General features: G+C 41.1%; 30 protein-coding genes and 1 pseudogene. 11 read left to right on the forward strand and 20 right to left on the reverse strand.

Features of this window, described 5'->3' with window-relative positions; genetic code table 11:
- Positions 1-312: 312 nt before the first annotated feature.
- Positions 313-1,878 carry a PTS transporter subunit EIIC gene (locus M3205_RS11295; protein WP_251170007.1) on the reverse strand — a complete coding sequence of 522 codons (1,566 nt, stop codon included), beginning with the start codon at positions 1,876-1,878 and terminating at the stop codon, positions 313-315.
- Positions 1,879-1,976: 98 nt separating this feature from the next.
- Complete coding sequence (locus tag M3205_RS11300; RefSeq protein WP_251170008.1) at positions 1,977-3,302, reverse strand: 6-phospho-alpha-glucosidase; 1,326 nt, start codon at positions 3,300-3,302, stop codon at positions 1,977-1,979.
- Between the two features lie 140 nt (positions 3,303-3,442).
- On the opposite strand from M3205_RS11300, the gene M3205_RS11305 reads away from it, so the two are divergent.
- The gene (locus tag M3205_RS11305; RefSeq protein WP_251170009.1) at positions 3,443-4,252 is read left to right on the forward strand and encodes a MurR/RpiR family transcriptional regulator; all 810 of its coding nucleotides are present in this window, start codon (positions 3,443-3,445) and stop codon (positions 4,250-4,252) included.
- A gap of 55 nt (positions 4,253-4,307) precedes the next feature.
- Here the strand turns inward: M3205_RS11305 and M3205_RS11310 are convergent, their stop codons facing one another.
- Complete coding sequence (locus M3205_RS11310; RefSeq protein ID WP_251170010.1) at positions 4,308-5,759, reverse strand: serine hydrolase; 1,452 nt, start codon at positions 5,757-5,759, stop codon at positions 4,308-4,310.
- A 334-nt stretch (positions 5,760-6,093) separates the two neighbouring features.
- On the opposite strand from M3205_RS11310, the gene M3205_RS11315 reads away from it, so the two are divergent.
- Positions 6,094-6,699, forward strand: a complete 606-nt coding sequence (locus tag M3205_RS11315; protein ID WP_251170011.1) for a cupin domain-containing protein — start codon at positions 6,094-6,096, stop codon at positions 6,697-6,699.
- A gap of 187 nt (positions 6,700-6,886) precedes the next feature.
- Here M3205_RS11315 and M3205_RS11320 read toward each other — a convergent pair whose 3' ends face one another.
- Positions 6,887-7,291 carry a DUF4181 domain-containing protein gene (locus M3205_RS11320; RefSeq protein WP_251170012.1) on the reverse strand — a complete coding sequence of 135 codons (405 nt, stop codon included), beginning with the start codon at positions 7,289-7,291 and terminating at the stop codon, positions 6,887-6,889.
- 199 nt (positions 7,292-7,490) lie between these two features.
- Here M3205_RS11320 and M3205_RS11325 point away from each other — a divergent pair, with 199 nt between their 5' ends.
- Positions 7,491-7,946 (forward strand): YusW family protein, encoded by a 456-nt coding sequence (locus M3205_RS11325; protein ID WP_251170013.1) that lies wholly within the window; start codon positions 7,491-7,493, stop codon positions 7,944-7,946.
- A gap of 67 nt (positions 7,947-8,013) precedes the next feature.
- On the opposite strand, the gene M3205_RS11330 is transcribed toward M3205_RS11325, so the two are convergent.
- Complete coding sequence (locus tag M3205_RS11330; RefSeq protein ID WP_251170014.1) at positions 8,014-8,721, reverse strand: DNA alkylation repair protein; 708 nt, start codon at positions 8,719-8,721, stop codon at positions 8,014-8,016.
- Between the two features lie 158 nt (positions 8,722-8,879).
- Positions 8,880-9,377 (reverse strand): DUF6518 family protein, encoded by a 498-nt coding sequence (locus M3205_RS11335; RefSeq protein WP_251170015.1) that lies wholly within the window; start codon positions 9,375-9,377, stop codon positions 8,880-8,882.
- Between the two features lie 611 nt (positions 9,378-9,988).
- Between M3205_RS11335 and M3205_RS11340 the strand changes: the two genes are divergently transcribed.
- Complete coding sequence (locus M3205_RS11340; protein ID WP_251170016.1) at positions 9,989-10,243, forward strand: YiaA/YiaB family inner membrane protein; 255 nt, start codon at positions 9,989-9,991, stop codon at positions 10,241-10,243.
- A 51-nt stretch (positions 10,244-10,294) separates the two neighbouring features.
- Here M3205_RS11340 and M3205_RS11345 read toward each other — a convergent pair whose 3' ends face one another.
- Entirely contained in the window at positions 10,295-10,564 is a 270-nt protein-coding gene (locus M3205_RS11345; RefSeq protein WP_251170017.1) for a hypothetical protein, read from the reverse strand.
- A gap of 417 nt (positions 10,565-10,981) precedes the next feature.
- On the opposite strand from M3205_RS11345, the pseudogene M3205_RS11350 reads away from it, so the two are divergent.
- Positions 10,982-11,179: pseudogene (locus M3205_RS11350) on the forward strand (DUF1259 domain-containing protein); the annotation flags it as partial.
- Between the two features lie 53 nt (positions 11,180-11,232).
- Here M3205_RS11350 and M3205_RS11355 read toward each other — a convergent pair.
- Positions 11,233-12,360, reverse strand: coding sequence for a bifunctional cystathionine gamma-lyase/homocysteine desulfhydrase (locus M3205_RS11355; RefSeq protein ID WP_251170018.1), 1,128 nt, complete (start codon positions 12,358-12,360; stop codon positions 11,233-11,235).
- The gene (locus M3205_RS11360) at positions 12,357-13,283 is read right to left on the reverse strand and encodes a PLP-dependent cysteine synthase family protein (protein ID WP_251170019.1); all 927 of its coding nucleotides are present in this window, start codon (positions 13,281-13,283) and stop codon (positions 12,357-12,359) included. Before M3205_RS11360 ends, M3205_RS11355 begins: the two co-directional genes overlap by 4 nt.
- A 219-nt stretch (positions 13,284-13,502) precedes the next feature.
- On the opposite strand from M3205_RS11360, the gene M3205_RS11365 reads away from it, so the two are divergent.
- Together M3205_RS11365 and M3205_RS11370 are read left to right on the forward strand one after the other, a co-directional pair.
- On the forward strand, positions 13,503-14,138 hold the full coding sequence (locus tag M3205_RS11365; RefSeq protein WP_251170020.1) for a class I SAM-dependent DNA methyltransferase: 636 nt from the start codon (positions 13,503-13,505) through the stop codon (positions 14,136-14,138).
- Between the two features lie 213 nt (positions 14,139-14,351).
- A complete protein-coding gene (locus tag M3205_RS11370) occupies positions 14,352-15,371 on the forward strand; it encodes an aliphatic sulfonate ABC transporter substrate-binding protein (RefSeq protein WP_251170021.1) in 1,020 nt (339 codons plus the stop codon).
- A gap of 52 nt (positions 15,372-15,423) precedes the next feature.
- Here the strand turns inward: M3205_RS11370 and M3205_RS11375 are convergent, their stop codons facing one another.
- The 10 genes from M3205_RS11375 to M3205_RS11420 all read right to left on the reverse strand — a co-directional run bounded on the left by M3205_RS11375 (position 15,424) and on the right by M3205_RS11420 (position 23,916).
- Positions 15,424-16,764, reverse strand: coding sequence for an LLM class flavin-dependent oxidoreductase (locus tag M3205_RS11375; protein WP_251170022.1), 1,341 nt, complete (start codon positions 16,762-16,764; stop codon positions 15,424-15,426).
- 18 nt (positions 16,765-16,782) lie between these two features.
- A complete protein-coding gene (locus tag M3205_RS11380) occupies positions 16,783-17,637 on the reverse strand; it encodes an ABC transporter permease (protein ID WP_396105609.1) in 855 nt (284 codons plus the stop codon).
- Between the two features lie 11 nt (positions 17,638-17,648).
- The gene (locus M3205_RS11385; protein WP_251170023.1) at positions 17,649-18,419 is read right to left on the reverse strand and encodes an ABC transporter ATP-binding protein; all 771 of its coding nucleotides are present in this window, start codon (positions 18,417-18,419) and stop codon (positions 17,649-17,651) included.
- A gap of 219 nt (positions 18,420-18,638) precedes the next feature.
- On the reverse strand, positions 18,639-19,184 hold the full coding sequence (ssuE, locus tag M3205_RS11390; RefSeq protein ID WP_251170024.1) for an NADPH-dependent FMN reductase: 546 nt from the start codon (positions 19,182-19,184) through the stop codon (positions 18,639-18,641).
- A gap of 79 nt (positions 19,185-19,263) precedes the next feature.
- Positions 19,264-19,419 carry a YezD family protein gene (locus M3205_RS11395; protein WP_251170025.1) on the reverse strand — a complete coding sequence of 52 codons (156 nt, stop codon included), beginning with the start codon at positions 19,417-19,419 and terminating at the stop codon, positions 19,264-19,266.
- A 28-nt stretch (positions 19,420-19,447) separates the two neighbouring features.
- Entirely contained in the window at positions 19,448-20,518 is a 1,071-nt protein-coding gene (locus M3205_RS11400; protein ID WP_251170026.1) for a sulfate/molybdate ABC transporter ATP-binding protein, read from the reverse strand.
- Between the two features lie 27 nt (positions 20,519-20,545).
- Positions 20,546-21,415 (reverse strand): sulfate ABC transporter permease subunit CysW, encoded by an 870-nt coding sequence (gene cysW, locus M3205_RS11405; RefSeq protein WP_251170027.1) that lies wholly within the window; start codon positions 21,413-21,415, stop codon positions 20,546-20,548.
- 66 nt (positions 21,416-21,481) lie between these two features.
- Positions 21,482-22,327, reverse strand: a complete 846-nt coding sequence (gene cysT, locus M3205_RS11410) for a sulfate ABC transporter permease subunit CysT (RefSeq protein ID WP_251170028.1) — start codon at positions 22,325-22,327, stop codon at positions 21,482-21,484.
- A gap of 29 nt (positions 22,328-22,356) precedes the next feature.
- Positions 22,357-23,415 carry a sulfate ABC transporter substrate-binding protein gene (locus M3205_RS11415; RefSeq protein WP_251170029.1) on the reverse strand — a complete coding sequence of 353 codons (1,059 nt, stop codon included), beginning with the start codon at positions 23,413-23,415 and terminating at the stop codon, positions 22,357-22,359.
- Between the two features lie 330 nt (positions 23,416-23,745).
- Positions 23,746-23,916: a Fur-regulated basic protein FbpA gene (locus tag M3205_RS11420; RefSeq protein WP_251170030.1), complete on the reverse strand. Its 171-nt coding sequence runs from the start codon at positions 23,914-23,916 to the stop codon at positions 23,746-23,748.
- Positions 23,917-24,349: 433 nt separating this feature from the next.
- Here M3205_RS11420 and M3205_RS11425 point away from each other — a divergent pair, with 433 nt between their 5' ends.
- The 3 genes from M3205_RS11425 to M3205_RS11435 are packed head-to-tail and all read left to right on the forward strand — an operon-like array spanning position 24,350 to position 25,771.
- Entirely contained in the window at positions 24,350-24,778 is a 429-nt protein-coding gene (locus tag M3205_RS11425) for a MarR family winged helix-turn-helix transcriptional regulator (protein ID WP_251170031.1), read from the forward strand.
- Positions 24,779-24,814: 36 nt separating this feature from the next.
- Entirely contained in the window at positions 24,815-25,450 is a 636-nt protein-coding gene (locus M3205_RS11430) for a nitroreductase family protein (RefSeq protein ID WP_251170032.1), read from the forward strand.
- Positions 25,451-25,471: 21 nt separating this feature from the next.
- Positions 25,472-25,771, forward strand: coding sequence for a putative quinol monooxygenase (locus M3205_RS11435; protein WP_251170033.1), 300 nt, complete (start codon positions 25,472-25,474; stop codon positions 25,769-25,771).
- 43 nt (positions 25,772-25,814) lie between these two features.
- Here M3205_RS11435 and M3205_RS11440 read toward each other — a convergent pair whose 3' ends face one another.
- Complete coding sequence (locus tag M3205_RS11440; RefSeq protein ID WP_251170034.1) at positions 25,815-25,958, reverse strand: hypothetical protein; 144 nt, start codon at positions 25,956-25,958, stop codon at positions 25,815-25,817.
- Between the two features lie 409 nt (positions 25,959-26,367).
- Here M3205_RS11440 and M3205_RS11445 point away from each other — a divergent pair, with 409 nt between their 5' ends.
- A complete protein-coding gene (locus M3205_RS11445) occupies positions 26,368-26,637 on the forward strand; it encodes a hypothetical protein (protein ID WP_251170035.1) in 270 nt (89 codons plus the stop codon).
- Positions 26,638-26,682 lie beyond the last annotated feature (45 nt).

Here is a 26,682-nt window from a genome sequence, read left to right on the forward strand (position 1 = left end):
GTAACTTAATTGTATCAGAAGTGGTCCTTATTTTTCTCAAAAACAATCAAAGCCGGTGACATTTTACTCGTCGTAAAATGTCACCGGCTTTTTCATTTCAGAGGTGGGTTTTGTCCCAGCCTCTTTTTGTTTACTATTTGTTTTACTTTTTGACGTTTTCTCCCTGTCAACCGAACCCGTTAAACTGATGTAGACAGGCTTTTTCATTACTAACATAAGTTCCGGCGATTAACTCAGGAATTCCCCTCTTGTCTTCTCTAAATATGATAATTGGGGTCTTTCCCTTGTAGCGCGGTTAAAAACGTTTTACTTTCAAGCTGACTTGTTTTTATCAATGATGTCTATGATCTGGTTCTTGAGTATTTCCGCAGTTGGTCCGAATATAGCTTGTACGCCGTTACCTACTTCCAATACTCCCTTTGCACCCAGCATTTTCAACTCGTCGTGATTTACTTTAGACTTGTCTTTCACACCGACTCTTAGTCTAGTGATACATGCATCAATATTATTGATATTTGATTCTCCTCCGAGTGCGGCCAAGACACTGTATGCCTGCTTATTTTTAGAACGGTCCTGGTAATCCTGCTTGGAGTAAAGTCTGTTTGAATCATCATCCCCGCGTCCTGGTGTCAGCAGGTTCCATTTGCTGATAGCAAAGCGGAATACGAAATAGTAAACGAATGACATCACAAGACCTGTAAGAATGACATACCACCATGGCTCGCCAACACCCGGCAGTATTCCAAATAAAGCAAAATCAATAACGCCTGCCCCGCCTGCATACCCGATGTTTACATCAAGTATGTACATAATCATAAATGACAATCCTGCCATCAAGGCATGGAATACATAAAGCAATGGTGCCACAAACAAGAATGTAAATTCAATTGGTTCTGTTATACCTGTCAGGAATGCTGTACCCGCTGCTGTCAGTAATAGTCCGCTAACTGCTTTTTTATTTTCAGGCTTGGACATATGGTACATAGCCAATGCAACTGCCGGCAATCCAAACAGGATGAATGGATATTTACCTGTCATAAAGCGGCCTGCTGTAATTTCAATCGCTGAGTTCACTTGTCTATCAGCTAGCTGTGCCATGTACATCGCTGTGTCACCCGAAACGACTGAACCAGCTAGAGTTGTATACGATCCTCCCACTTCTGAAAAGCGGATTGGAATATAGAAAATATGATGAAGTCCAAATGGAATAAGCGATCTTTCCACCAACCCATATAAGAACATATAGAATGGTGGGGTATTCGGTCCGGATAGCGCCTTACCAAGCGAGAAAATGCCATCCTGAACATATGGCCATACATAGGATAAAACCAAAGCAATGATAATTGAGACACCGGCTGTGATAATTGGAACAAAACGCGATCCGCCAAAGAACGACAGCATTTCAGGCATTTTGAAATCATGGTACTTTTGATATAAAGCGGCAGCAACGAAGCCCATTAAAATACCGCTGAAGACCCCAATTTGAAGGGTTGGAATCCCTAACTCTATCGTATTACCGGGAACTGAAGCATTTTCCGGCGTAATTCCAAGCACTATCCCGATTACCGTATGCATAACGACATATCCAACGAAGGCAGATATACTCGCCCCAGCCTTTCCGCCTGTCCAACTCCCGGCGATTCCTATCGCAAACAACACTCCAAGGTTTTTAAAGACTACGTTACCTGCTCCCTTCATCAATGAAGAAAAGGTGTGCCAGAAGCCACCATCCAAAAATGGCATGTACTCAATCAAATACGGCGACTGAAGCGTTGTCCCTATTCCTAATAATAATCCCGCTGCTGGTAAGAGAGAAATAACAACCATAAACGATTTTCCAATACGCTGAAAAAAGTCAAAATTGAGATATTTCTTCATATGGCTAACCTACCTTCCTATCGCCCATATAGTGTAAGCGGATACTCTGCTTGTTTTTATAATGCAGGGAAGTATGTCCTACTCCGTGCTAAATTACATCATTGAAGTTCTGGCCAATATTCTCGATTTGCTTCGATCAGTGCATCAAGCACTTCTCTTGCTTTTTCTGCCGATACCACGGTTCTGTTCAAGGTAAGGGCCTGTAGCGCTTTTTTGTAGGACCCCTCAATATAAGCTTCTACTGTAAGTTTCTCGTATGCGAACTGCCCCTCGATCAAGCCTTTGTAGAACGTTGGGATTTCACCTACGGCATAAGGGCGTGGCCCATTTATTGTAAGGCTGGCAGCGACCTCCACCATTGCATCGTTTGGTAAATTATCAACTATCCCATCATTCTTTAAAATAACTATAAAGTTGTCACCTTTATTATAGGCAATCGATTCTGCAACAATGAGGATGAATTCACCATGTGCGTCATTATGAACGACATTCGATTCTCTGGATGTACCAGCCTCGGTAACACGGCGGCATTCCTCAAAAACCCGTTTTTCACGTCCATTTATAACTTCATTTGCTCTTGTATAGTCAGGATTTAACTTCTTTAACACTTTATCAGGATACAGATAATATTGTAAATACGTGTTCGGCAGGTAATCCGGGAAGTCTCTTACCATCTGCTCTACCATCGCATAAGTCTCCAACCATGACTTATCTCGCTGTTCGTAATCAGCAGGTCGGAAGCCACCTTCTAAAATCAATTCTCTTAATTGAGGCAGCAGGTCATTGCCTTCTTTATCATAAAGATTTGTGAACCAGCCAAAGTGGTTAAGTCCAAAGTATACTGGATCAAAGTCCCTTGGGGTCAAACCAAGCAGCCTTCCATACGAACGCAGCAAGTTTTCCGGCTGGTCACAGATATTAAGGATTTTTTTATCCTCTGGAAAAATTCTTTGCAACGCATCTGCAACGATAGCAGCAGGATTTGTGTAGTTCAGAATCCATGCATTTTTAGCAACACTTCGTACATCGTTCACAAGTTCAACCATATCGTGAATCGATCTCATTCCATATGCAAATCCTCCAGGCCCGCATGTTTCCTGCCCAATTACTCCAAGGCTCATTGGAATCTTTTCATCCTTTTCACGCATGGAGTAGCCGCCGGTTCTCATCTGAACAAAGACAAAATCCAGGTCATCAGTAAAAGCTTCTTCTTTATTTGTTGTATATTTAAAATCAATTTCCGGATAATCTTCATTAAATAAAACCTTTGCATATTCCCCAATTACCTTCTGACGTTCTTCGTTTACATCCAGCATCACCAATCGATTGATCGGAAAACTCTTTTGACGAACACAGATGCTTTTAAGCAATCCAGGCGTCCAAGTACTCCCTCCGCCGACGATTAAAATGTTAAACTTTTTCATATGATCATCTCCTAGAAGAGTTTGTTATCGCTTTCATGGTTATCTTAACAAGTGATATTGTCTAACTTTCAAAAATTTCATTTTATGAAACTTTTTTATTTGTCTATAATGATAAAAAGGGATAAACGAGGAGCATCAAAATGTACAATTTCATTGCGAAACTACTAAACTTTATCGAGTCTTCAACAGACCATACCCATACAGAGATTGTTATCGCCGAGTTTATCATGCGAAGCGTACACCAGCTCCCGAGCATGTCCATCTATCAAGTAGCTGATGCATGCCATACTTCACCAGCGACCGTATCACGTTTTTGTAAAAAATTCGATAATATTTCTTTTAAGGAATTAAAGGAATATGCCAGAACTTATACAGAATTTAATGATAGTGAAGTGGATTACAAAAAAGTGGAAGCAAGCATTAATGAGGACCTTGTAGAAGATTACTTTGACAATGTGGCTGAATCATTAAAGGAAACAGCTGAATTGCTGCAATCAAAGGGATTGCTAAACATCGCAAAAAAAATCTATCAGGCTAAAAAAGTTTCTATATTCGGAGTGACATTCTCGCATTTACTTGCCCGTAATACCCAATTCAAATTTCTGCGTCTTGGAAAATACGCGACCGCTTACGGCAATCACGAAAACCAAATAACCGAGGCAAAATCTCTTACAACTAATGATCTGGCAATTGTAATCTCCTTTTCAGGAGAAACCAGATTCATTACTCAATTGGTAAAAGTTTTAATAGAGAGAAATATACCTATCGTCGCAATAACAAGCAACCCCGATTCCTTTCTGGCCAGAAATTCAAAGGAAATCCTCCAGCTGAGTAACCGCCGGATAGAAGCATATAAATCTCCAATATTAGAAGAAGTAAGTATGCTGGCAGTCATTAATTCAATCTATCTAGTCTATTCAGCTTTGATAAGTAGCATTGAGAATGAGTGATACAAGAGGACGATTCTTACTGTCATGAACACTAGAACCGTCCCTTGTTTATTCATCACCATGATTTTTTAAGAATTAAGCTAAACAGCAGCAGTCCATTGATGGCCAGGAGTATTACTGCTACTATAGTTAAAAGAGCAATATCAGGCGCAAAGACAGAGATGGAATGCCAAGGAAACGATGTGGTAAATGTGAAAAGAGGGATTAACACTGCTGATAGGCCGATAAATAGCACGCCTAAGAATAGTCTTGTTCCCTTTTTAAAATATTTCCGGATTCTGAATCTTTTCACTAAAAATATTGGAAGTATAACCAGCAACAAGATACATCCCAGCATAATGTATTGTATGGTTACACTATGATTAGGTACTTTTTCAGGTTCATCGTCATTTAATAGACTAACAATATGCTCCTTCAGATAGTAAAGACCCTCTTCCTCCAAAACATGATTCTTATTTGTCAAAATCACGCCGCCCCATCCGGTTTCCGGAATATAAAAGAATTCTGCATGCGAATCAGGGGTAGAGCCAGAATGCCAGATCAATTCTTTCGGGGTATCAGGATTGGAAATGCGAATTCCGTACCCATAATACCGGTCTTCACCTGTTTGGACCTGCGGTGTCTTAAATAAATCCAAAGTTTTATCACTAATAAAATGGTCCGGTCCATTTCCGCTTAATACTTTTACGAATTGGACCATATCTTCAGAGCTGGCCGTAATGTATCCGTAAGGTGCTCCAGCATCATCGTAGGCTACAAAACTTTTCACCGGAAATCCGAACCAGGATTGAAACCCTTTCAGGTAGCCCTTCTCATAAGCCCCCTTTTTATTAGCCGCAGTATATTTCATCCCTAAGGGGGCAAAAATCTGCTGCTCCATGTAATCGGCATAAGACATTCCCGTCAGTTCTTCAATCATCGCACCCAAGATTAAGAAATTGGCATTGCTGTATAGATGCTTTTCACCAGGTGCGGCAGTCAGTTCAACTTCTGACAATTTCTTGACTTGATTCTTAATAGCATCACTGCCAGTTAATTCTTTATCAGATAGTGCCAGCCCATCATAGGTGCTAAAGCCGCTTGTCTGCGCTAGCAATTGCGTCACTGTTATTTCGGCAGCTTTTCCATTTTTCAGTGTCAACCAGGGAAGATATTCTTGAATGCTGGCATCCAGGCTGATGGTTCCATTATCAGCTAACTTCATAATGGCCATTGCCGTTAACGATTTGCTTATGGAGCCAATTGTAAAAGGAGTTTGTTCTGTAACCTCCTCATCTGATTCTCCAGTAACTCCCCATGATTTTGAAAAAAACAGTTCATTATTACGGATGATGGCAACTGAAGCTCCCGGAACCTTATATTCATCCAGATAATCTTTAATTGCCTTCTCTATATTCATTTCTAATCCATTTTCAGCTGAAGCCGATTTTCCAAGAAAAACACTAAATGAAATGAACACATAAAGAACTGCTATTACCTTTAAAAATCTTGACCTTGAGACAGCCATATAACCTCTCCTCTATCAATGACCTTCTATCGTTAATATTAACTAATTTAATATTATTTTTATTTGGAAGGCTCTAAAATGAGCCTCAGTATGATTTTGCAGTAGTTCTTGAGGTGTAATAGGCTGGATTCTTACCACCAGAATAGATTTTGGAAAAGTGCAGGTTATTGCGAATTAATGAAGTGTATACACGGGGCAGACAGACAAACGAAAGCAGCAGGCCATACTTCCTTCATTGCTCGTCTTTTATTTCGTTACTGGGGTACATGCACTGGTTGTGGGCGAATGCATACTTTATATGAGACACTTATTTTCCCAGGAGGACTGAGCAGAAATGGTTAAATATTTAGATTACACCTCACCATCTTTAAATTACTTTTTTGATTTGAATAAAAGCACCCTGGTGAAAAAAGACAGCAGAAACTATATAAATGTAATGGGAATTCAGCAATTAAACACGCTGGAGGATGTCTCGCTACTTGACATCTATCTAAGCCAAAATAATGTAATAGAACCGCATTATCATCAAAATGCTGCTGAGTTGGTTTATTGTATATCCGGGGCAGCTACTGTATCATTGCTTAACCCATTCACCAAACAAATCCAGAACTATTACATTACACCCGGACAGGTAGCCAATGTCCCTCAAGGCTGGTGGCACTATGAGGTAGCACATACCGACGGCACTCATCTGCTGGCCATCTTCAATGCTCCTTCTCCGGAGGTCATCCTAGGATCTGATATTCTCAAATTAACACCTTCCAATATTATGGCGCACACTTATTGCATGGATGAAAAGCAATGGAAAAAGACCATAGCACCTGTCCAGCCTTCCAGCTTTATTGGGCCAACCAAAGACTGCAGCAGGAATGCTCAGGAACCAACCCTGCAATACCAATACAATCAGCCATATTTCCCACAGCAAATGTATTATTATTAAAGGCTGTTTTCGTATAAATTGTTGTTTTTCACTTGTAAATTTTGCCCGTTGATTGCAGCGAAAGGCACGAAGCGAACCCGCGGGGAGGAAATGCGTCTGCATTTCTGAGGATCAAGTGCCCACAGCGAAGATCAACTCATTAAATAAAATTAGGTTATAAAAAAACAACAAACATTGTGGGAACAGCCTAATAAAAAAATGCTGTTGTCACATAATAAGTAATCAAGACCATAAGTGGTGTCCAAGCCGCAAAAGCAAATTCCAGCATATGCTCGTTGGAATGACTGGCATATTTTCTGACCATAACCCCTCTGCAAATTCCTATTGCCAATACCAATAGCGCCAGCCACCAATGATAGGGTATCGGATTTAAAGAAATTTGTACACCATTCTCTTCAACCGTAATGCTTGCTGTAAAGATGCCTAAAATAAAGACAAACAGAATTAAAGCCTCTATTACCTTATGCTGTCTGTTAAACTTTTTGGTATACCTCCGCTTCTTTGGGATACTCCACTTCCTTTTCACCATTTTCTCCAAAGCAAAAGCACTGGAAAATAAAAGACAATATATAATAATAGCTAACCACTTCACTGTCACCCTTCTCCTCTCTATAACTTCTTACTCCCGCTATGATAATCATGAATTTTCCACCGAAATTCAAGATATGAAAGCACGGCATGCTAACCGACTTATTTCCAATTATATGAAAAACCATCCATTTTCAACAAGGTGATTGTTTCAGTAATAGTTGGGTACATTATAAACAACATCGTGATTAAGGAGGATTTTTATGAAACTAAAACTTATAATCTCTGCAACTCTATCTGCATTATTGCTAACAGCCTGCAATGATGAGAAAGTAGAAAATCCGCCTGAAAATGCACCTGCTAAAAATCAAAATAATGAAACTTCCGATGAGGCTTCATTTAATTTTACGAAATTTGACCTTGAGGTGGAGTACCAGGATAAACAAACTATTGATGTGGATTATGAAAATGAAAAAAACGGAATGGAAGCCGCATATCAGGATGACCTTGCTGATCAGAAGTTAACTTCTGATGAAGCGATGGAGAAGTTGACTCCAATTTTTGAGGGGCTATCGTTCGATCAAAATACAGAAGATCAAGAGGTCATTAAACAGGTTAAGGACGCATTTTCAGTAGATGACAACTACCAAAAATTCGAATTGGAAGTAAAATTCCCGGGTGGAATTGAAAAAGAATATTCAGAAACGAAAACTCAATAAAAATCAAAGGAGCTCAGAAGCCTTTTTCTTGAGCTCCTTTGACGTATGTATCCTACAAAAATTATTCTTAACAAATACAAGTCTTCCGCTTTAGCCCAACCCGGTCCTTTAATTCCACTCTCTCAATATATTCCTTGGCCAAGGGCACTTTACAGGCTGTATTTCCGACATCTACATGCACTTTCCCAATATGCTCAGCGACATTCTTTGCTTCCTCATTCAGCTCTGGCACATAAGAGCCCACCGATATCACAAAGCCATTCATAACATACCTTACCCTGTTCTTCTCTGCATGAATAGTATCTTTAACTTGTTCTAATAAAGTCCTTATTTCACTAATATGAAGCTCGTCATCAGGTGTGATGGACAAATAATTAGAATACGTGCTCCAGCCGCAGACAGAAACCATTTCATCCTCAGATTTGATCCACTCCCGGGCCAAATCAAGAGCATACTCACTTTCAGCTGCCACTTGGGCCACAGTATACTCCGCAATCATGTACCAATAGGCTTTTTCAGCCCATTCCTGTAAAGTCTCTTTTGTCATCAGCTTTGGATTGACAGATAGTCCTGCAAGATACATCGCATCATGATTTCCTGATTCATATAATTGAAGCGCGAGCTCGTGATCCTTCTTTACAAACTTCATCAGCTTTTTCAAATCTCCAACCTTTACACCAAAGAAAGGCTCCTTCGCCCCGTGATTCTTGAAAGTCCGCTTCGTCTGCTCTGTACCAAGCTCCTCAAGCTTTTGCATGATTTCTTCATAAGTCAAGATCCTCACCCTTTCAACCAATTACTTCCTAAACATTATTAGCCTTAATCCTTTACTTTAAGCCGATATTTTTATGTTCTTTAAGAACTGAATATCATAGGGATACAACCAGCCTGCTGCATGGTCATCACCCTGTTTAACAATCCACAGAAACAATGCTAACCGCAAAATAAACCCTTATTGAATGGAGTAAGTATATAGATAAAGCTAAAGCTTTCCCCAATAAGCAGGCTGATCGGCATAGCAGCACAAAACGCTGCACGCCACCCTTCCCCTCTCGCAAACCATATTGCATAGCCGCAAATAGGAGAAAGTAAGGCAATGCCTCCCCAAAATATAAATTGGGATTTAGGAAAAAATCCGAACAGAATCATAGAATACAAATAGTAAGCCGACAGCATCGCAGAAAAGAACGCTAAAACATGCAGACCGGCATCCTTTGGCGTTCGGCTCCAGGCTGCAAGCAAAGAAGCTGCTGCTATCCAGAATCCAAGCCCAGAGCCAATTAACCCCAAAACTGTGCCGTCCGTATATTTTGCAAGCAACCCTAACAAAGCCCCTGTCAGGAATATGACCAAAACCATACCCATTTTCCGCTTGAATGCCAATTGTTCTATATTTTTAGCCCTTACATACTCCAGACTTTTTATCAGCACATTTCATAAGCCTCCTATACAGTCGCCATAGTGCTAAATAAAACTGCATACAAAATAAATCTCAGGTCTATGAATCTATACTTCTCTTACCTTCCTGTAAACATAAATCATTTCATAGCTACCTATCTTCATACGAGTCTTCATTCCTTGCTTCAATTTTATGAGATGCCCTGCTGCCTTTCCTTATCAGACCATTATCCAAGTCATCGATTGGGGTAAAGTCGCTGCTTGAGATGCCTCTCCCGGACTTGAATAGGCGAAAAAGAATATAGATCATAAAACCTATTACAGCAATTAACAAAAGATAGAGAACTGTCCCCACCTCTAATCAATTATTTCTTAAGCGTCCCTATAACAAAAAATACCCCCAATAAAAGTAAACACAGAATAATTCCGGGAACAACTATATTAGACAACATATATGTACCTCCTTAGAAAAATACAAGCTTAGCAATCTCTGTTTTTCTAAACTTGTAATTAAAAAACAGTATAAAGCACTTATGGATATTTGTTTCATTTTTTTACAAAAATGGATATTTGTTAATTATCAAGAATAAATGTTACAGCTTTGCAAAAGGAAACGCAAATCGCTTAAAAAGGGGATTGAAACCATGCAAAAGTACAGAAGGAGAAACACGCCAGCTTTTACTTTTTTGGCCTACTTTACATTAATTGCCGGTGTTGGTTTGTTTCTAATCGGCCTCTATAATGCCGATATGCAACTCAATGAGAAAGGTTATTATATTGCGGTCATGCTCTTGGTTGCAGTTGGATCCATTCTGACCCAAAAAGTGACACGGGATAATGCTGAAGATGCGGAAATCCTGACAGAGCAAGAGCGCAGATCGGCTAAAATTGATCCATAACTAACTCGATCATGTTGAATAAACAAAGTGCCTGTTAGAGATGACAGGCACTTATTTTTCCCTTGTATCAAGCGGGATTTCATAATCCCTAAGCATCTCATAAAACGCACTTCTCTTCGCATACCAGTCTACATCCAAATGCAGCACAATTTTTTTATCCCCTTTTAAACTAACCTCAATCTGGACCGGAGTACCTCTCTTGTTTAACTGAGTGACTGATTCCACCTCTTCCCACGGATAACTTTCAACAGTTCTTATATTCGATGCGCTATTTATATGAATCCCTTTTTCGTCCACATAGGTATACACATCAAGAGACAACTAAAGTATGAAAAGAGACAAGCAGAACAAGAGAAGGGCTGCTAAAGTCAGCCATATTGAAGAATTTATCTCTCTGGAATACAAAAAAACTCCAGCGACAGCGAACAAAAGAAAAATCCCTGCACTAAAAATCACATATGATTGTTTATTGGTGCTAAATACTAAGAAGTATTGAGGATGAAAGTAGAATTTATGAATGAAGTTAACACAAATGATGCTAATGGGGATGACACTTAAAATGTAAATTAGGCTTAGGCTGAATAACTTAGGGATTAAACCTTTTTCATGAGCAAGCTGAATATTCATCACCTCTTTCGTTTTCCTTATATTACCACATACACACAATTATTTATATAGCCCATTTTGCGTTTTAATACTGCCAGAAATATTATTAGGGCAGGTTACTACTAATAAGACAAGGCTTTATGTCTGGGCAGGGTAGCCCTTATACAAAAGGAGGTTGATAGTTTTGCTGCTGCCATTATTAACCAGGGTATATCCGTTTCATCCGTACACAATGCGTGGCTATTCGATCAGCCCAGCCTCATTTACGTAGATATCCAAAATGTTGGTCATCCAATCAATTTTGCTAAGAAAGTCAGAAGAGCGGTTTAAGGCAAAACACACTCCATATAAATAACAAGCCCCATATAGAATGGGGCACTTTCTTATAGCGCTGACTGCAAGTCTTCAATTAAATCTGCCGCATCTTCCAGGCCAACTGATATGCGAATCAGCCCATCTGCAATTCCTAATTCCAGACGGCGCTCTCTCGGAATTGAGGCATGCGTCATTTTGGCCGGCAGGGAAATCAGGCTTTCCACCGCGCCCAAGCTTTCCGCAAGGGTAAAATATTTTACTTTTTTAAGCACCTCTTCTGCCTTTTCACCGCTGCCTGCATCAAATGAAATCATACCGCCAAATCCCCTGGCTTGCTTCGAATGAATTTCATGACCTTTATGATCTCTAAATCCTGGATAATAAACCTTGGAAACCTGCGGATGATCAGCAAGAAAGTCTGCCACTCTTTTCGCATTTTCTTCAATTTCTTCCATCCGAATGGCCAGTGTCCGAATTCCCCTGATTAACAGCCAGCTGTCCTGCGGCCCCAAAACAGCCCCAATTGAATTTTGGATAAAATGCATATCTTCTGCAAGCTGTTCAGAATTTACCACAACCAGCCCGGCAACCACATCACTATGTCCACCAATATATTTAGTAGCACTATGAAGAACGATATCAGCACCCAGTTCGATTGGATTTTGCCAGTATGGTGTACTGAATGTGTTATCCACAATCATGAGCAGGTTCTTGGACTTGGCCAGCTTGGAAATTTCGGCTAAATCAGTAATCTTCAGCAATGGATTTGTAGGAGTCTCGACATAGATGGCTTTTGTATTTTCCTGTATCGCCGCTTCCACCGCAGCCAGGTCGCTTGTATCCACAAAGGTAACTTCAATCTTATATTTCTTCAAAACCTTTGTTACTAAACGATAAGAGCCGCCATATACATCATCTGTAAAAATAACATGATCTCCTGTTGAAAATAAATGCATGACAGAAGAGATAGCTGCCATGCCGGAGCCGAAAGCGAAGCCGCGATAACCGCCTTCCAGATCCTTTATTAATTCCTCCAGTGCATGTCTAGTCGGATTTCCGGTTCTGGCGTACTCGTAAACGAAATTGCCCACACCATCTTGTTTAAAGGTACTAGCATGGTGGACAGGTATGGAGACTGCACCTGTATGTTCATCTCTGGAGATGCCTCCATGAATCATTTGTGTTTTCTTTCTCATTGTACATCCTCCTCATAAATAGATTTACTTAAATACCGCTCACTGCTGTCAGGAAAAATGGTCACGATATTTGTTCCAGACGGAGCACTTTCGGCTTCTTTCAACACTGCTTCAAAGGCAGCACCTGACGAACTTCCAACTAAGTATCCTTGCAGCAGCGCCAGCTCCTTCACTCGTTTGAACGCATCTTTATCTGATATGGTATGAATTGCGTCAAATAAACCCGGTTCCATAAACGGAGACAAAAACTCCATCCCAATTCCCTCAGTACGATGCGGTCCTGCCTTCCCTCCATTTAAAATGGAGCCTTCAGGTTCGACGATAACTGTCTTTATCTTTTGATTCTTCTCTTTAAGGTAATTGGCGCATCCCATGAACGTACCGCCAGTCCCAGCCCCAGCTGCAAAAATATCAATCTTCCCTTGCAGCGCTTTGTAAATTTCAGGTCCTAATGTTTCATAATACGTTTTGGGGTTATTTTCATTGCTGAATTGCTGAGGACTATAGGAATCAGGAATCTTCATGAGCAGTTCCTCAGCCTTCTTTATAGCACCTTCCATGCCTTCTTCAGTCGGTGTATTAATAACCTTAGCTCCTAGCGCTTTCATAAGATTCTGTTTTTCAACGCTGAATTTTTGAGGTACGACGCAGATGATTTTGATTTTCGTCCCAATAGCTGCAAGCGCTAAGCCTATGCCTGTATTCCCTGCAGTTGGTTCAATGACAGTCCCATCTTCCGGGAGAAGCCCTCCCTCTATCGCTGTCCGAATTAATTTTTGTCCTAACCGATCCTTTACACTGCCGCCAGGATTAAAATATTCAAGCTTCGCAAAAACATTTACCCCTTCCGGAATAGCATAATGGCTGATTTTCACAAGTGGGGTTTTCCCAATTAATTCTTTCACACTGCTGTAATAATTCATTGTCAGCACCTCTGTTTTTCACAAAGATTGTTTAGACTCTCCAATATATTGTTGGATATTATCTGCGTTTTATTTAATCCTTATTATTCCTACTCGTATAGTATGTTTTAACCGCGATTTTGTCAATTAAGAATTAAGAGATCCTGCGAGTTACCAAGCGATATCTTTATTCATAGTATACCAATAAGTATTATAAGAATTAAAAGGAGTGATTTTTCAATGGGCCGTGAATTTGTTGACTTGTTTGACCATTGGGCAGAATCCTATGATCAGGCTGTAACCGGTAAAGACCTTGAATATCATGAGGTGTTTTTGAATTATGAAAATATCCTTCAAGAAGTGGCCAATCTTGCAGATGGCAATGTAATTGAATTTGGTGCAGGCACAGGGAATTTGACACAAAAGCTTCTCGAAAAGGGCGCTAATGTAACTGGAATTGAACCCTCTGCCGCCATGAGGGATATTGCACGCAGTAAACTGCCTGATGTTCCAATGCTGAATGGTGATTTTCTGGACTTTCAAGTAAATGGGCCCGCAGATGCCCTCGTTAGTACTTACGCTTTCCACCACTTAAAGGACACCGAAAAAGCAGAAGCCATCAAAAAATACAGTTCTCTGCTTTCAAAGGGCGGCAAACTCATTTTTGCAGATACCATTTTTAAAAGTGAAGAGGTTAAACAGGATTTCATCAATGAGGCAAAAAGGGACCATTTTCTCAGTCTGGCACAGGACCTGGAAACTGAGTATTATACAACGATTCCTGTTTTGAAGGAGATCTTTCAATCCAATGGTTTTTCAGTCCAATTTAAACAGCTCAATCGGTTTGTTTGGCTCATATATGCTGTAAAACTATAAAATATAGTATTGTTCCCCTTTAAAACCGACTTGACAAATAGGAATTATAAGGATTAAAATATGGTTATTATTTAATTATTGCCGATCAGTCAGCTGAAGGCCCTGTGGAGTAGCGATTTGCTGCTCTGCAGGGCCTTTCTTTTTTATCGGGGAAAAAGGCAGGTGAAACCATTAAATTTTGTTTTCACTTTTAAAAATTAGGGGGAATGGAAAATGGAAAGCTGGAAGCATGTAAAGTATTTTATAATTTTTGTATTGATGATCGGTCTGCTGTCAGGCTGCCAAGCCCAATCAGCGAGCACCGGCAGTAAAGCTGAGGATGAAAAGAATAATAAGGCTCTAACAGTTACAATAGGAATCCAGCAAAGCATATGGCCAATTCTATTAGCCAAGCACAAGGGCTGGTTTGAAGAAGAATTTGAGAAAACAGGAGTAAAAGTAAAATGGGCGGAATTCCAAAGCGGCCCTTCTTACTTTGAAGCAATTGCCTCCAACCGCATTGACTTTGGCCGGGTTGGAAATATTCCAGTGCTTGCAGGACAAAGCGGCGGAATTAATTTTAAGGAAATTGCTGTAGCCAGTACAGGAGAAAAAGGCGACTCACTTCTGGTGCCTAAAGATAGCCCTATTACTTCGGTGAAGGATCTAAAAGGCAAAAAAGTGGCGGTTGCTAAAGGAAGCAGTGCATATGGCCTCCTCTACCGCCTGCTGGAAAAGGAAAACATCAAGCCCTCAGAATTGGAAATTATCCAGCTTCAGCCTGATGAAGCACAGCCGGCATTTGAAACAGGGAAAGTGGATGCATGGGCCATCTGGGAACCTTATCAATCCATTCAAGTAGTCAAAAACGGAGCAAAAGTCATCGCAAATGGAGAAACGATCGGAACCTTCAGTCCCGGATTCCAAATTGTCCGTACACAGTTCGCAAAAGAACATCCTGAACTAGTAGAACTTTATCTTAAGGTTACGGAGAAAGCAACAAGATGGCAGCTTGAAAACAAAGATGAAGCAATCGAAATTTATGCAGAGCTGAAAAATACGGATAAAGAAATAATTGAGAGAGTGCTGGAAAACTCCGTACCGGTCAACACACCAATAAGGCAGGAAATTGTGGAGACCCAGCAGGAATCTGCTGCACTACTATTAGAATTGGGAGGACTCAACAAAGAAATAGATGTTTCAGAAGTTGTTGATAACTCATATATCGAGAAAGTCTTAAAAGAATATAAATAACTCAAAGTGAAGAACCCCGCTCACCTTAACCGGAGCGGGGTTCTTCTTTAGCCTATCCTGCAGGATGAAAATTTTGAGCTTTGTCCGGAAAAGGCAGCCCAAGATTGCCCCTTAGTGTTTCACTTGTATATTCCGTTCTAAAATGGCCCCTATCTTGAAGGATAGGAATAACGTATTGAACAAAATCTGAAAAGCCTTCACTCATTAACTGGGGCATAATGTTAAAACCGTCAGCCCCCCCATTTTCAAACCATAGCTGAAGTTCATCCGCTACCTGCTCAGCCGTCCCTGCAATCGTATAATGCCCCCTGCCTCCTGCAAGTCTGAGAAGCAATTGTCTAATGGTAAGTTTCTCTTTTTCAGCCAGATCCCGAATAAGCTTAGTTCGGCTTTGATGCCCTTGAATCTCTTGGATTTCCGGCAGTTCAGGCAGAGGGCCATCCAGCGGATAGCCTGTTAAGTCAATGCCAATGCGATTGGAAAGCTGTAAAAGACTATACTCTGGATTGGTCAAATGATGCAGCTCAGCCTCTTTTTCTTTGGCTGCTTCTTCTGTTTCTCCTATAATAGGGCAAACGCCCGGCAAGATGATAAGGTTCTCCGGATTTCGGCCAAACTCGGCAGCCCTTGTTTTTAAAGATTTGTAAAATGCTCGTGCGTCAGAAAGTGACTGCTGTGCTGTAAAAACCACTTCAGCGAATTGAGCTGCGAAATCAATACCGGTTTTGGAGGAGCCAGCCTGTACAATGACAGGCTGCCCCTGAGGTGATCTCGGGCTGTTTAACGGGCCCCTTACCGAATAGCAGCTGCCTTTGTGGTTAATTTCATGGACTTTATCACTCAAGGAATATATGCCTGCTTCCTTATCCTTTATTAACGCTCCTTCTTCCCAGCTGTCCCATAATTTCTTTGTGACTTCCACAAATTCTTTCGCGCGCTCATAGCGCTCCTTGTGTGCCGGTATTTTCTCCAGGTTAAAGTTATTGGCCTCCGCATCTGTTCCTGATGTGACGACATTCCAGCCTGCACGGCCTTTACTTAGATGATCCAGTGAAGAAAACTTTCTGGCCACATTGAAAGGCTCATTAAAAGTAGTCGAGACTGTTCCAATCAGTCCAATTTTTTTAGTTGCAGCAGACAAGGCTGATAATAGAGTGAGAGGTTCAAAGCCTCCTCCGCCAAGCTCACCATATTTGACTGCTCTTGTTGACACCGAATACCTGTCTGACAGAAAGATAGAATCCAGCTTTGCTTCTTCTGCTTTTTGAGCAATTTCCATATAATAATTTATATCATGTGCCCGCTCAGGGTCTGATGAAGGGTGCCTCCAAGCTGCCTCATGATGTCCCATGCTTGTTAAAAATAAATTCAGGTGCATTTTACGATTTCCCATTCTCCCAGCCTCCATTATTTAGCCTTTATAGCTCTCCCGCCATTTAAGCCATCTTCTTTCGAAATACCTTACAAACGAGTCTGAAGCCTTTCCAAATACTGCGAAAATAATAATCCCTACAAATACAACTGTTGTTTGTGAAAACTGCCGGGCATCCGTAATTAAATACCCGATACCTTCACTTGACCCCATGAGTTCTGCAGCAACGAGCGCCAGCCATGCTGCGCCTAATGCAAGACGAAGCCCAAGCAGGATATTTGGCAGGGCTGAAGGAAGGATCAAATTCGTGATTTGCTTCCATCTGCTGAATTCAAGGACTTTGGCAACATCGAATAATTTGGCATCCACACTGCGTATGCCAAGGAAAGCATTAACATAGAGCGGAAAGAATGCTCCTTTTGCTATAAGAAGCACCTTAGAGACTTCACCAAAACCAAACCACAAGATAAACAGCGGAATGACGGCAAGAGTCGGAATGGTCCGAAGCATTTGCAGTGTCGGATCCAGCGTATGCTCCACCTTACTGGAAAAGCCAACAGCTAATCCCGCAATCAGTCCAAGGGTTCCTCCAATGAGGAATCCTCCCACTGCCCGCAAAAAGCTTACTTGAAAATGATAAAGTAGATTACCTGCAGTCAGCAGCTCGATAAATGAGCTGAAAATGCTGCTTGGCCTTGGCAGGAGAGTTTCCGAGATTAGCTGATAATATCCGGCAAATTCCCACATAAGCAGAACAAGCAGCGGAAAAATCATCCCTCTAAAGAACACACTCCATTTATTATCCCTTATTCCCTTCAGCTCTTTTAATCTCAATTTCGATTTCCCTTGCACTAATATCCTCGGTTGTGCCCAGCCTGCTTTATTATTCAATATTTACACCTCCGCTAGATTCCTGCTCTATCCATTAATTCAAGTTCATCTGCTTTTTCAAATTCATTCAAAATAAGATGACGGAATTCCTGAAACGTCTTATTTGATTTTTTCCTTGGATGCGGTAAATTGATTTTCACCACTTTTTGAATAGAGCCTGGTCTTGCATTCATAATGACTACCCGATCCGCCAGATAAATAGCTTCATCTATGTCATGGGTAACAAAAAGCATAGTAGTCTTATTCTCATGCCAAATATCAAGCAGCACCTCCTGCATATGCGATCTCGTGAACGCATCAAGAGCACCAAAAGGCTCATCCAGCAGCAATACCTTTGGATTGCGCAGCAGGGCACGAGCTATGGCCGCCCTCTGCGCCATCCCTCCCGAAAGCTCTCTTGGATACGCTTTGGCGAACCCCTCCAGCTTCACCAGCTGAATTAATTCTTTCACCTTATCTCTCACTTCTTTATTTCTTAATGTAAAGTTGGAAGCGATGTTCTTCTCTACCGTTTGCCAGGGAAATAGCCTGGGCTCCTGAAATATAAAGCCTTTATCAATACTGGGGCCTTTTACTTCCTTTCCGTCAATCTCGACAATGCCTTCCGCATCATTATCCAGACCCGCTATGATTTTTAGAAGTGTGCTTTTCCCGCATCCGCTGGGACCTATAACCGTAATTAATTCACCATTTTCAACAGCTAAATGAATATCCTTTAAAGCCTGAACTTCCCCTTTTTCCGAAAGAAAAGTCTTGCTTAAATCACGGATTTCTAAAAAAGCCATTTAAAATCTCCCTCCTTTAATAGTTTCACTGTAAGTACAAATAAAAGGCTCTTTTTTGTTTATGGATTATGCCCGTTGATTTCCGCTCCAATCAACTCAGCAAACTGTTCAAAGGTGTGAAAAAAGCATCAAACTATACGAAAACAGCCAATAAAAAAGACACGTTCTATGAAAATAGAAATCGTGTCTTCTCCGGGGGACCGGTCGAATGACTGTCTGCTATAACAGGGTTTTGGTATTTTGGGAGATGTCTATTAGCTGTCCAAGCTGATCTGTAATTCTTTCATGCAGTTCCTCATTTTTTATAGGGTTTTCGAAATCCTCTTTATACACATATCGATCGGTGAGATACACCCCCTTTAGAATGGTCTGGGCACTTAGCGCAGCCAATAACGGCTTCAAGGAATAATCAATTGCCAACAGATGGGCGGAGCTTCCTCCCACCATTAATGGAAATACAGGCTTATCTTTAAAAGCGTCCTGGGGCAGAATATCCAGCAATGCTTTCAGGGCCCCTGTATATGCAGCTTTATATACCGGAGAAACAATAAGAATGCCGCTTGCCTCCTTGATCTCTTCAGAAAGCTTTTTAATTGAAGGATCATCATACCGCCCTTCAATCAAAACATCGGCCGGAAAATCAAGTACAGAATATACTCTTACGGTAACCCCTCTTTTTGCAGATTCTTTCCGAAGATAGTTTACAAGTATGGAAGACCGTGAAACAGCAGATGGACTTCCCGATATAGCAACAAAATTACTCATGACCATCATCCCCTTTCTTTTCCAAAACACTATCCAATAATACCTATGGGTAAACTAGGAATAAAACCAAAAATATACATCATCTTTTCCCATTATTAGATTCCACCCGTATTTTTTCCGTTATCTCTACTTGTGCCACTTTCCCTGCATGAAGGGTAATGACTACTGACCCATAATCAATATCCTTAATAGAAGATAAAATATACTTTTCATACTCAGTCGTAATTTTTGCCATTGTACCCTTACTCCCTTCTTTAATTAAATTAAATGATAAAATCATCAGGTATGAAAATTTTGAGCTGCTTCGGTTTAATGAATACAACTTCTCCTTCTTTTAATCCAAGCCTGTGATACTTTTCTTTTGGGATTTCTGCCTCAAGATACTCATTGGTATCTTTCCTGACAAGTTCTATTTGTACGATTGGGCCTACAATATGCAAGTGGGATATAGCTGCAGGTACTGCATCATTAGAACCTTCCCTGCTGATGCCGATATCATGCGGCCTTGCATAGCCTACTGCCTCCAGGTTATCTGAACCTGCCCAATCCGGAATTTCCAAGGCTACTTCACCTTGCCTGAGCTTTCCATTTTTCAGCCTTCCCCTGAATAGATTCACACTCCCTAAAAAGTCATATACAAAAGGGGTCTGGGGATTATCATATACTTCTTCCGGTGTTCCCACTTGCTCGATTTTCCCCTGATTCATCACGACAATCTTATCAGCAACATCCAATGCCTCTTCCTGATCATGTGTAACAAATATGCTTGAAATCTGGAATTCGTCATGGAGTCTTCTCAGCCACCTTCTCAGCTCTTTTCTGACCTTCGCATCAAGAGCTCCAAATGGTTCATCCAATAAAAGAACCTTAGGTTCAACGGCCAAAGCCCTTGCAAGTGCAACCCTCTGCCTCTGTCCCCCTGATAGCTGAGCAGGATAGCGGTTTGCCAGATCTTTCAGCTTTACAAGCTCCAGCAGTTCATAAACTTTGCTCTCAATTTCTTTTTTGCCAGGCCGCTCTTTCCTTGGCCTTACTTTCAGCCCATAAGCGACATTATCAAAAACGGTCATATGGCGAAACAGTGCATAGTGCTGGAAGACAAACCCAACTTTTCGTTCTTTAGCATTAATGGCGGTAATGTTCTCACTGTCAAAAAATATAGTACCCTGGTCAGCTGCTTCCAAGCCGGCAATAATCCGCAGCAGGGAGGTCTTTCCCGAACCGGAAGGACCTAATAAAGCTACCAGCTCTCCTTTCTGGATTTCAAGATTTATATTTTCCAACGCCTGAAATGTTCCAAAAGCTTTGGAAACGGAATTTATCACAATACTCATTCTGAATTCCCCTAACTTTTATGATTTCTATGCTGTTTCTTTTTTCCCATGCCATTCCAGAATGTTTTTTATAATAAGTGTGAAAATGGCCATTATCGACATTAAAGAAGCAACAGCAAACGCAGCAGCAAATTGATATTCGCCGTATAGAATCTCGATATGCAGAGGCATTGTATTGGTGAGGCCTCTTATATGACCGGATACGACAGAAACTGCCCCAAACTCGCCAATCGCACGCGCATTACAGAGAATCATGCCGTAAAGAAGCGCCCATTTGATATTAGGCATAGTTACATGCCAAAATGTCTTCCATCCCCCTGCACCAAGAGTGATTGATGCTTCCTCTTCTGCTGTTCCCTGTGCCTGCATCAGCGGAATCAGTTCCCTGGCGATAAAGGGAATTGTTACAAAGATTGTCGCAAGAACAATACCAGGCACTGCAAAAATAATCTTGATATCTCTCTCAAAAAGCCATTCCCCGAAAAGCCCCTGAGAGCCGAACAGCAAAACGAAAATTAAACCGGCAATGACTGGAGAGACTGCGAAAGGAAGGTCAATCAGCGTAATAAGCAGGTTCTTCCCTTTAAAGTGAAACTTTGTAATAGCCCAGGCCGCCATGATGCCAAAGAATGCATTCAGCGGAACAGCAATAATGGCTACCAATAGCGTCAGCTTAATCGCAGATAATGCATCCGGGTTCGTAATGGCCTCCAGATAGACCGTGAGCCCCTTTTCAAAAGCCTGAACAAAAACCGTGACTAGCGGCAAAATCAGAAACAACCCCAGAAATATTAAAGCAATACTGATTAACAGCCATTGAACCCATACAGGATCCTTTGCTTCTCTCGAGCTCTTAAGCGGAGCGTTACTAAGATTCAATGGTATATTCCCGCCCATATCATTACCTCTTTCTTATTAGAATGAACAAAGCCGAAAAAAAACTTAAAACTGAGTCATCCAAGCCTACTGTGACATAAACTTTCTGTTCGTCCACCATTGAATAAGGTTGATAATTAATAACAGCAAAAACGACGCGACCAGCATGACAGCGGCAATAGCTGTAGCACCTGCATAGTCATATTGCTCAAGTTTTGTCATTATCAGCAGTGGCGTAATTTCCGTTTTCATGGGCATATTTCCCGAGATAAAAACGACTGACCCATATTCCCCGAGAGACCTTGCAAAAGCAAGAGTGAACCCTGCCAGTGCTGCCGGCAGCAATTCCGGGAAAATGACTTTTCTAAAAGTCTGAAAACGGCTTGCTCCGAGTGAGGCAGATGCATCCTCCACCTCTTTTTCAAGACTTTGCAGAACCGGCTGTACCATTCTTACCACGAAGGGAAGCCCGATAAAAGTCAGCGCAATTACCACCCCGATCGGCGTAAAAGCCACCTTGAACCCCAGCAGACTTCCAATCCATCCATTAGGTGCGTATACAGTTGTCAATGCAATGCCTGCAACTGCCGTTGGAAGAGCAAAGGGCAAATCTACAAGAGCATCAATGATTTTCTTTCCCGGAAAGGAATATCTGACCATAACCCATGCCAGGAGAACACCAAATACCATATTTATTAAACCCGCTGCCAAGGACGCACCAAAGCTCAGCTTGTAGGAGGCCATAACTCTTGGATCCATCACCGTGCTCCAGAATGCGGACCATCCCATTTTCGAACTATAAAAAATGATCATGGACAGCGGCAATAAAACTAAAATACTAAGGTAAAGCATCGTGTACCCCAGTGTTAAGCCGAAACCCGGAAGTACACTATATTTTTTGAATTCTGTTCCTTTCGCTTTCCTCAACTCCATCACCTGAACCCTCTCATTCTCATGCTGTTTTATTGGAGGTAGATCTCATCAAACGTTCCGCCATCATTAAAGTGTGTTTCCTGTGCTTTTTGCCACCCTCCGAATTCTTCATCTACTGTAACGAATTCAATATCAGCAAACTGATCGGCGTATTTTTTCAGCACTTCCGTGTTTCTCGGTCTATAATAGTTCTTTGCTGCAATTTCCTGTCCGGTTTCGCTGTATAAATACTTTACATAAGCTTCTGCTGCAGCGGCGGTTCCTTTTTTCTCGACTATTTTATCGACTACAGCAACAGGCGGCTCCGCAAGAATACTAATCGATGGATTCACAATTTCAAATTTGTCTTTGCCCAGCTCATTGATAGATAAATAGGCTTCATTTTCCCAGGCTATGAGAACATCTCCGATTTCCCGCTGAACAAATGTATTGGTTGAATCGCGGGCTCCTGAATCAAGAACTTCCACATTCTTATACAAATTTTTCACAAAATCTTTGATCTGCTTTTCTTCTCCATTAAACTGCTTGCTCGCATAAGCCCACGCCGCAAGATAGTTCCACCTTGCACCTCCTGATGTTTTTGGATTAGGTGTGATAACCGAAACATCATCCCTGATCAGGTCATCCCAATCTTGAATATTTTTGGGATTCCCTTTTCGAACCAAAAAGACAATGGTGGAAGTATAAGGTGTAGAATTATCATCCAGCCTCTTCTGCCACTCTTTATCGAGGATTCCCCTTTTATTGGCTATTTCATCAATATCATAGGCAAGCGCCAAGGTGACAACATCCGCCTGAAGCCCGTCAATAACAGCTCTTGCCTGCTTTCCGGAACCTCCATGTGACTGCTGAATCTTTACATCCTGCCCTGTCTCTTCCTTCCAGTAGTTGATAAACTCCTGATTGTACTCCTGATAAAGCTCCCGTGTCGGATCATAGGAAACATTCAGCAGTTCAATTGGATCCTTTCCTGAGCTGCCTTCATCTCCCGCTTTTCCACTGCTCTCCTGACTGCATCCTGTAATAGAAGACAATGCCAGCAAACCAGCGGCCCATAAACCTATAAAAGTATTTTTCTTTCTGCCCATCCAAGATCTCCCCTTTTGATTGTCTTTTAAAAGGCTCTTTTCGTATAAATTGTTGTTTTTCGTTTATCAATGTTGTCCGTTGATTTCCGTTCCAGGATGCTCGCTTTCCACGGGGCGGGCGGTGAGCCTCCTCGACGCTACGCGTCTGTGGGGTCTCACCTGTCCCGCTACTCCCGTAGGAGTCTCGCACCCTCCACTACAATCAACTCAGTAAATATAATATAAATAGCAACAAACTTTGCGAAAACAGCCTTATAAAAAAAGACCGCATGCTTAGTCCATAAGCAGCGGCCTTCAGTTTATCTGATCAGCTCAATATATTTATATATATCAATCGTTTTCTCCCAGCATGGTCATGCAATTCGCGTATTCGCGCTCAAGGTCAGATAAGGTTAACTCAAACAAATGACGCTCACCTATCTCGTAGACTCCGGCGCTTATCAGACTATTTATTAAATATCTCTTTCTGTCTTCAACTGCCTTTCTTAGATACTTTGACATCTAACTCCCTCCCTGATTTACTCAATCAATAGCTCTCTTTGCAGCAAGTGCTTTTGGTTGACCAATCAGCGACAAAGCATAATTTCTGTAAACAACTCCAGCAGCAGATAACAAATACCTACAAAACACAGTGATTTACTCGGAATAAAGAGATAAAAAAGGCCCTCAAGTTCTTGTGGAACGAAAGGGCCTTTGGTTTTCCAATCGGCAAGTAATTAGAAATTCTTGTTAGAAATGAATTTACAATGAATTATTAGAAAAGTCAATCCTTTTTTTTTGTTTTTTTCAAATGGGCTCCCTTTTATGCTTGCTTTAAGGCAGCTAACAGCACTGTTGATATACCTTGAGCTAATTTGTTTGACTTAAAAAATTTTTTATCTTATAGTAATTGACGTATCAATCATTGACCCATCAATTATAAGGCGGGGATGCAGTGTTTAATTGTTTAAAGGAAGAAGAACTTATTGCGGCCCGGCTATTTGAGCTCAGTAAGCAGACAATGCCAAAGTTTGAGCGCTGTACCGGCATCAGCCAATCTCGGCTTGAGATTCTTCGGGAGCTTTTTGAAGCGGAGGAAATTACGCAGCGTGAGCTTCAGAAGAAAGTGAATATCGATCATGCTGCTGTCACAAGACATCTTAAGCAACTGGAAGAAAAGGGCATGGTGATCCGCAGGAAAAACCCTGAAGATAACCGCTTTACTTATGTCAGTTTGACAGAGGAAGGCAAAGCCAAGATTGCTGCCTACTGCGAGGAAAAGCACCGATTTATTTCCAAAATCCTGAACGGCTTTTCGGAAAATGAGCGAAGCACACTATTAAATTTGCTCACACGCATCCAGGAAAATGTAGATAAAATGTAATTTTTACATCCAGAAAAACATAAAGGAGAGTTCATCATGATTAAAACGATTAACAATGACTTTAAAGAAATCAGCACAGGCCGACGTTCCATCCGTAATTATGACCCAACTGTGAAAATCAGCAGAGAAGAAATGGCTGAAATCCTGGAAGAAGCTTCTTTAGCTCCTTCATCTGTAAACCTGCAGCCTTGGCGCTTTGTTGTCATTGATTCAAAAGAAGGCAAAGAAACACTGGCACCGCTCGCAAAATTCAATCAGAGACAAGTTGAAACATCAGCGGCCGTCATTGCTGTTTTTGTTGATATGAAAAGTGAAGCGTTTATTGAAAAAATTTATGATACAGCTGTTGAAAAAGGATATATGCCTGCGGAAGTAAGAGATCAGCAGGTGCCATCCATCAAGGGCTATTTTGAAAATATGACATTTGAGCAAAAGAAAGAAATGAATCTGATTGATGCCGGACTCGTATCCATGCAGCTAATGCTTGCTGCACGTGCCCATGGCTATGATACTAATCCAATTGGCGGGTATGAAAAAGACCAGATTGCCGAAGCGTTTGATTTGGACAAGGAACGCTACTATCCTGTCATGCTAATCTCCATCGGGAAAGCCGCTGATCAAGGCTACAAATCGGTCCGCCTGCCTGTTGAAGATATTACAGAGTGGAAATAACTCATAAAGGAGAAATCAAACATGATTATTATTCATGCTGGCTTCCATATACAAACTGATAAAGAAGAGGAATTCCTTGTTGAAATGCGTCCGCTGATCGAGGCTTCCAGAGCAGAAGGAGGCAATATCTCTTATGACCTTGTAAAAGATACAGAAAAAGCGGGTGCCTATACTATGGTGGAATTGTGGAAGGATATGGACGCTGTCAAGTTCCACAACCAGACTGAACATTTTACATCCTTTACGGCAAAAGCACCTGAGTATTTTGCTGCCCCTCCTCAGGTGGAAGTTTATGATGCAAAACCTGTAGATAAAAAATAAATGATAGAACGCTTGGGAAAGCAGATCCCAAGCGTTTATCATTTTAATGCTTTTGATTCTCTTTATGATCATGATAAGCAATGAGAATGACTTCTTCTCCTTTTTCCTCACTTAATCGCTTTTCCAGATTATGCACCTGTTGCAGATCCCCCTCGGACAAATTTGCAAATTGATATTCTTTATCCATTTCTAATCACCTTTCCCGTTGTAGATACCTAAAGTTTGTGTTTACCCAGCATTTTTATACACATAAAAAGCCCGGGAATCTTCCCCGGACTTCCTTCTTCCTATTAAATTCCCAAAATGGCAATTGTTATGCCTGCTAACACCAGGCTCAGCAACAAAGACATGCCCCAATGCTTCTTTTCCGTCATCTTGAACAACACATTCATTACGGAACTGATTGCAAGAAAAATAAAGAAAACAAATAAAAAAATTATAAACTCCTTTATTGATTAACCTGCCTTCTGCCCTGTTTTGCAATTCATTATATTATATTATTCCAGTAGTTACGCAAATAGTTTTCAGTTATTTTTTCTATGGAAAGGCCATATATAATATATTGATTCAGCAAAAAAAGGGGAGGATGCGGTCATATGCCAGCGAAGCAAATTCGTTTACGGAGAATTCAAAGCCTTGCTCATGACATTATGCTAGAAATGAACTCAAAGGAAGACCATTCGAAGAATGAATCATACAGAACAGTCATTGATCACTTATCACGTGCGATAGGGGAACTATCTGATCCTTCTGGTGACTATTCATTGGACTATGTAGAAGAAAAAGTAGGCACTGCCCATTATAAAATATTTAAAAACATGAAAAAGCTGACTCCGCTTCGAAAAACAAAAGAATCAGCATGGTAAATTTTTTGAATGAAACTGATAATTATTATCAATAATAAATAGCAG

The organism is Cytobacillus firmus (assembly GCF_023715565.1).
Classification (GTDB): domain Bacteria; phylum Bacillota; class Bacilli; order Bacillales; family Cytobacillaceae; genus Cytobacillus; species Cytobacillus firmus_C.

Excerpts from the sequence above, each read along its gene's own strand:
- M3205_RS11305 (WP_251170009.1), top strand. The coding sequence starts at position 3,443 with ATGTACAATTTCATTGCGAAACTACTAAACTTTATCGAGTCTTCAACA.
- M3205_RS11430 (WP_251170032.1), top strand. The coding sequence starts at position 24,815 with ATGATTAAAACGATTAACAATGACTTTAAAGAAATCAGCACAGGCCGA.
- M3205_RS11355 (WP_251170018.1), bottom strand. The coding sequence starts at position 12,360 with ATGAGAAAGAAAACACAAATGATTCATGGAGGCATCTCCAGAGATGAA.
- ssuE (WP_251170024.1), bottom strand. The coding sequence starts at position 19,184 with ATGAGTAATTTTGTTGCTATATCGGGAAGTCCATCTGCTGTTTCACGG.
- M3205_RS11325 (WP_251170013.1), top strand. The coding sequence starts at position 7,491 with ATGAAACTAAAACTTATAATCTCTGCAACTCTATCTGCATTATTGCTA.
- M3205_RS11310 (WP_251170010.1), bottom strand. The coding sequence starts at position 5,759 with ATGGCTGTCTCAAGGTCAAGATTTTTAAAGGTAATAGCAGTTCTTTAT.
- cysW (WP_251170027.1), bottom strand. The coding sequence starts at position 21,415 with ATGGGCGGGAATATACCATTGAATCTTAGTAACGCTCCGCTTAAGAGC.
- M3205_RS11385 (WP_251170023.1), bottom strand. The coding sequence starts at position 18,419 with ATGGCTTTTTTAGAAATCCGTGATTTAAGCAAGACTTTTCTTTCGGAA.
- M3205_RS11445 (WP_251170035.1), top strand. The coding sequence starts at position 26,368 with ATGCCAGCGAAGCAAATTCGTTTACGGAGAATTCAAAGCCTTGCTCAT.
- M3205_RS11360 (WP_251170019.1), bottom strand. The coding sequence starts at position 13,283 with ATGAATTATTACAGCAGTGTGAAAGAATTAATTGGGAAAACCCCACTT.
- M3205_RS11420 (WP_251170030.1), bottom strand. The coding sequence starts at position 23,916 with ATGTCAAAGTATCTAAGAAAGGCAGTTGAAGACAGAAAGAGATATTTA.
- M3205_RS11295 (WP_251170007.1), bottom strand. The coding sequence starts at position 1,878 with ATGAAGAAATATCTCAATTTTGACTTTTTTCAGCGTATTGGAAAATCG.
- M3205_RS11370 (WP_251170021.1), top strand. The coding sequence starts at position 14,352 with ATGGAAAGCTGGAAGCATGTAAAGTATTTTATAATTTTTGTATTGATG.
- M3205_RS11365 (WP_251170020.1), top strand. The coding sequence starts at position 13,503 with ATGGGCCGTGAATTTGTTGACTTGTTTGACCATTGGGCAGAATCCTAT.
- M3205_RS11395 (WP_251170025.1), bottom strand. The coding sequence starts at position 19,419 with ATGGCAAAAATTACGACTGAGTATGAAAAGTATATTTTATCTTCTATT.
- M3205_RS11400 (WP_251170026.1), bottom strand. The coding sequence starts at position 20,518 with ATGAGTATTGTGATAAATTCCGTTTCCAAAGCTTTTGGAACATTTCAG.
- M3205_RS11300 (WP_251170008.1), bottom strand. The coding sequence starts at position 3,302 with ATGAAAAAGTTTAACATTTTAATCGTCGGCGGAGGGAGTACTTGGACG.
- M3205_RS11340 (WP_251170016.1), top strand. The coding sequence starts at position 9,989 with ATGCAAAAGTACAGAAGGAGAAACACGCCAGCTTTTACTTTTTTGGCC.
- M3205_RS11415 (WP_251170029.1), bottom strand. The coding sequence starts at position 23,415 with ATGGGCAGAAAGAAAAATACTTTTATAGGTTTATGGGCCGCTGGTTTG.
- M3205_RS11435 (WP_251170033.1), top strand. The coding sequence starts at position 25,472 with ATGATTATTATTCATGCTGGCTTCCATATACAAACTGATAAAGAAGAG.
- M3205_RS11375 (WP_251170022.1), bottom strand. The coding sequence starts at position 16,764 with ATGGGAAATCGTAAAATGCACCTGAATTTATTTTTAACAAGCATGGGA.
- M3205_RS11315 (WP_251170011.1), top strand. The coding sequence starts at position 6,094 with ATGGTTAAATATTTAGATTACACCTCACCATCTTTAAATTACTTTTTT.
- M3205_RS11440 (WP_251170034.1), bottom strand. The coding sequence starts at position 25,958 with ATGGATAAAGAATATCAATTTGCAAATTTGTCCGAGGGGGATCTGCAA.
- cysT (WP_251170028.1), bottom strand. The coding sequence starts at position 22,327 with ATGGAGTTGAGGAAAGCGAAAGGAACAGAATTCAAAAAATATAGTGTA.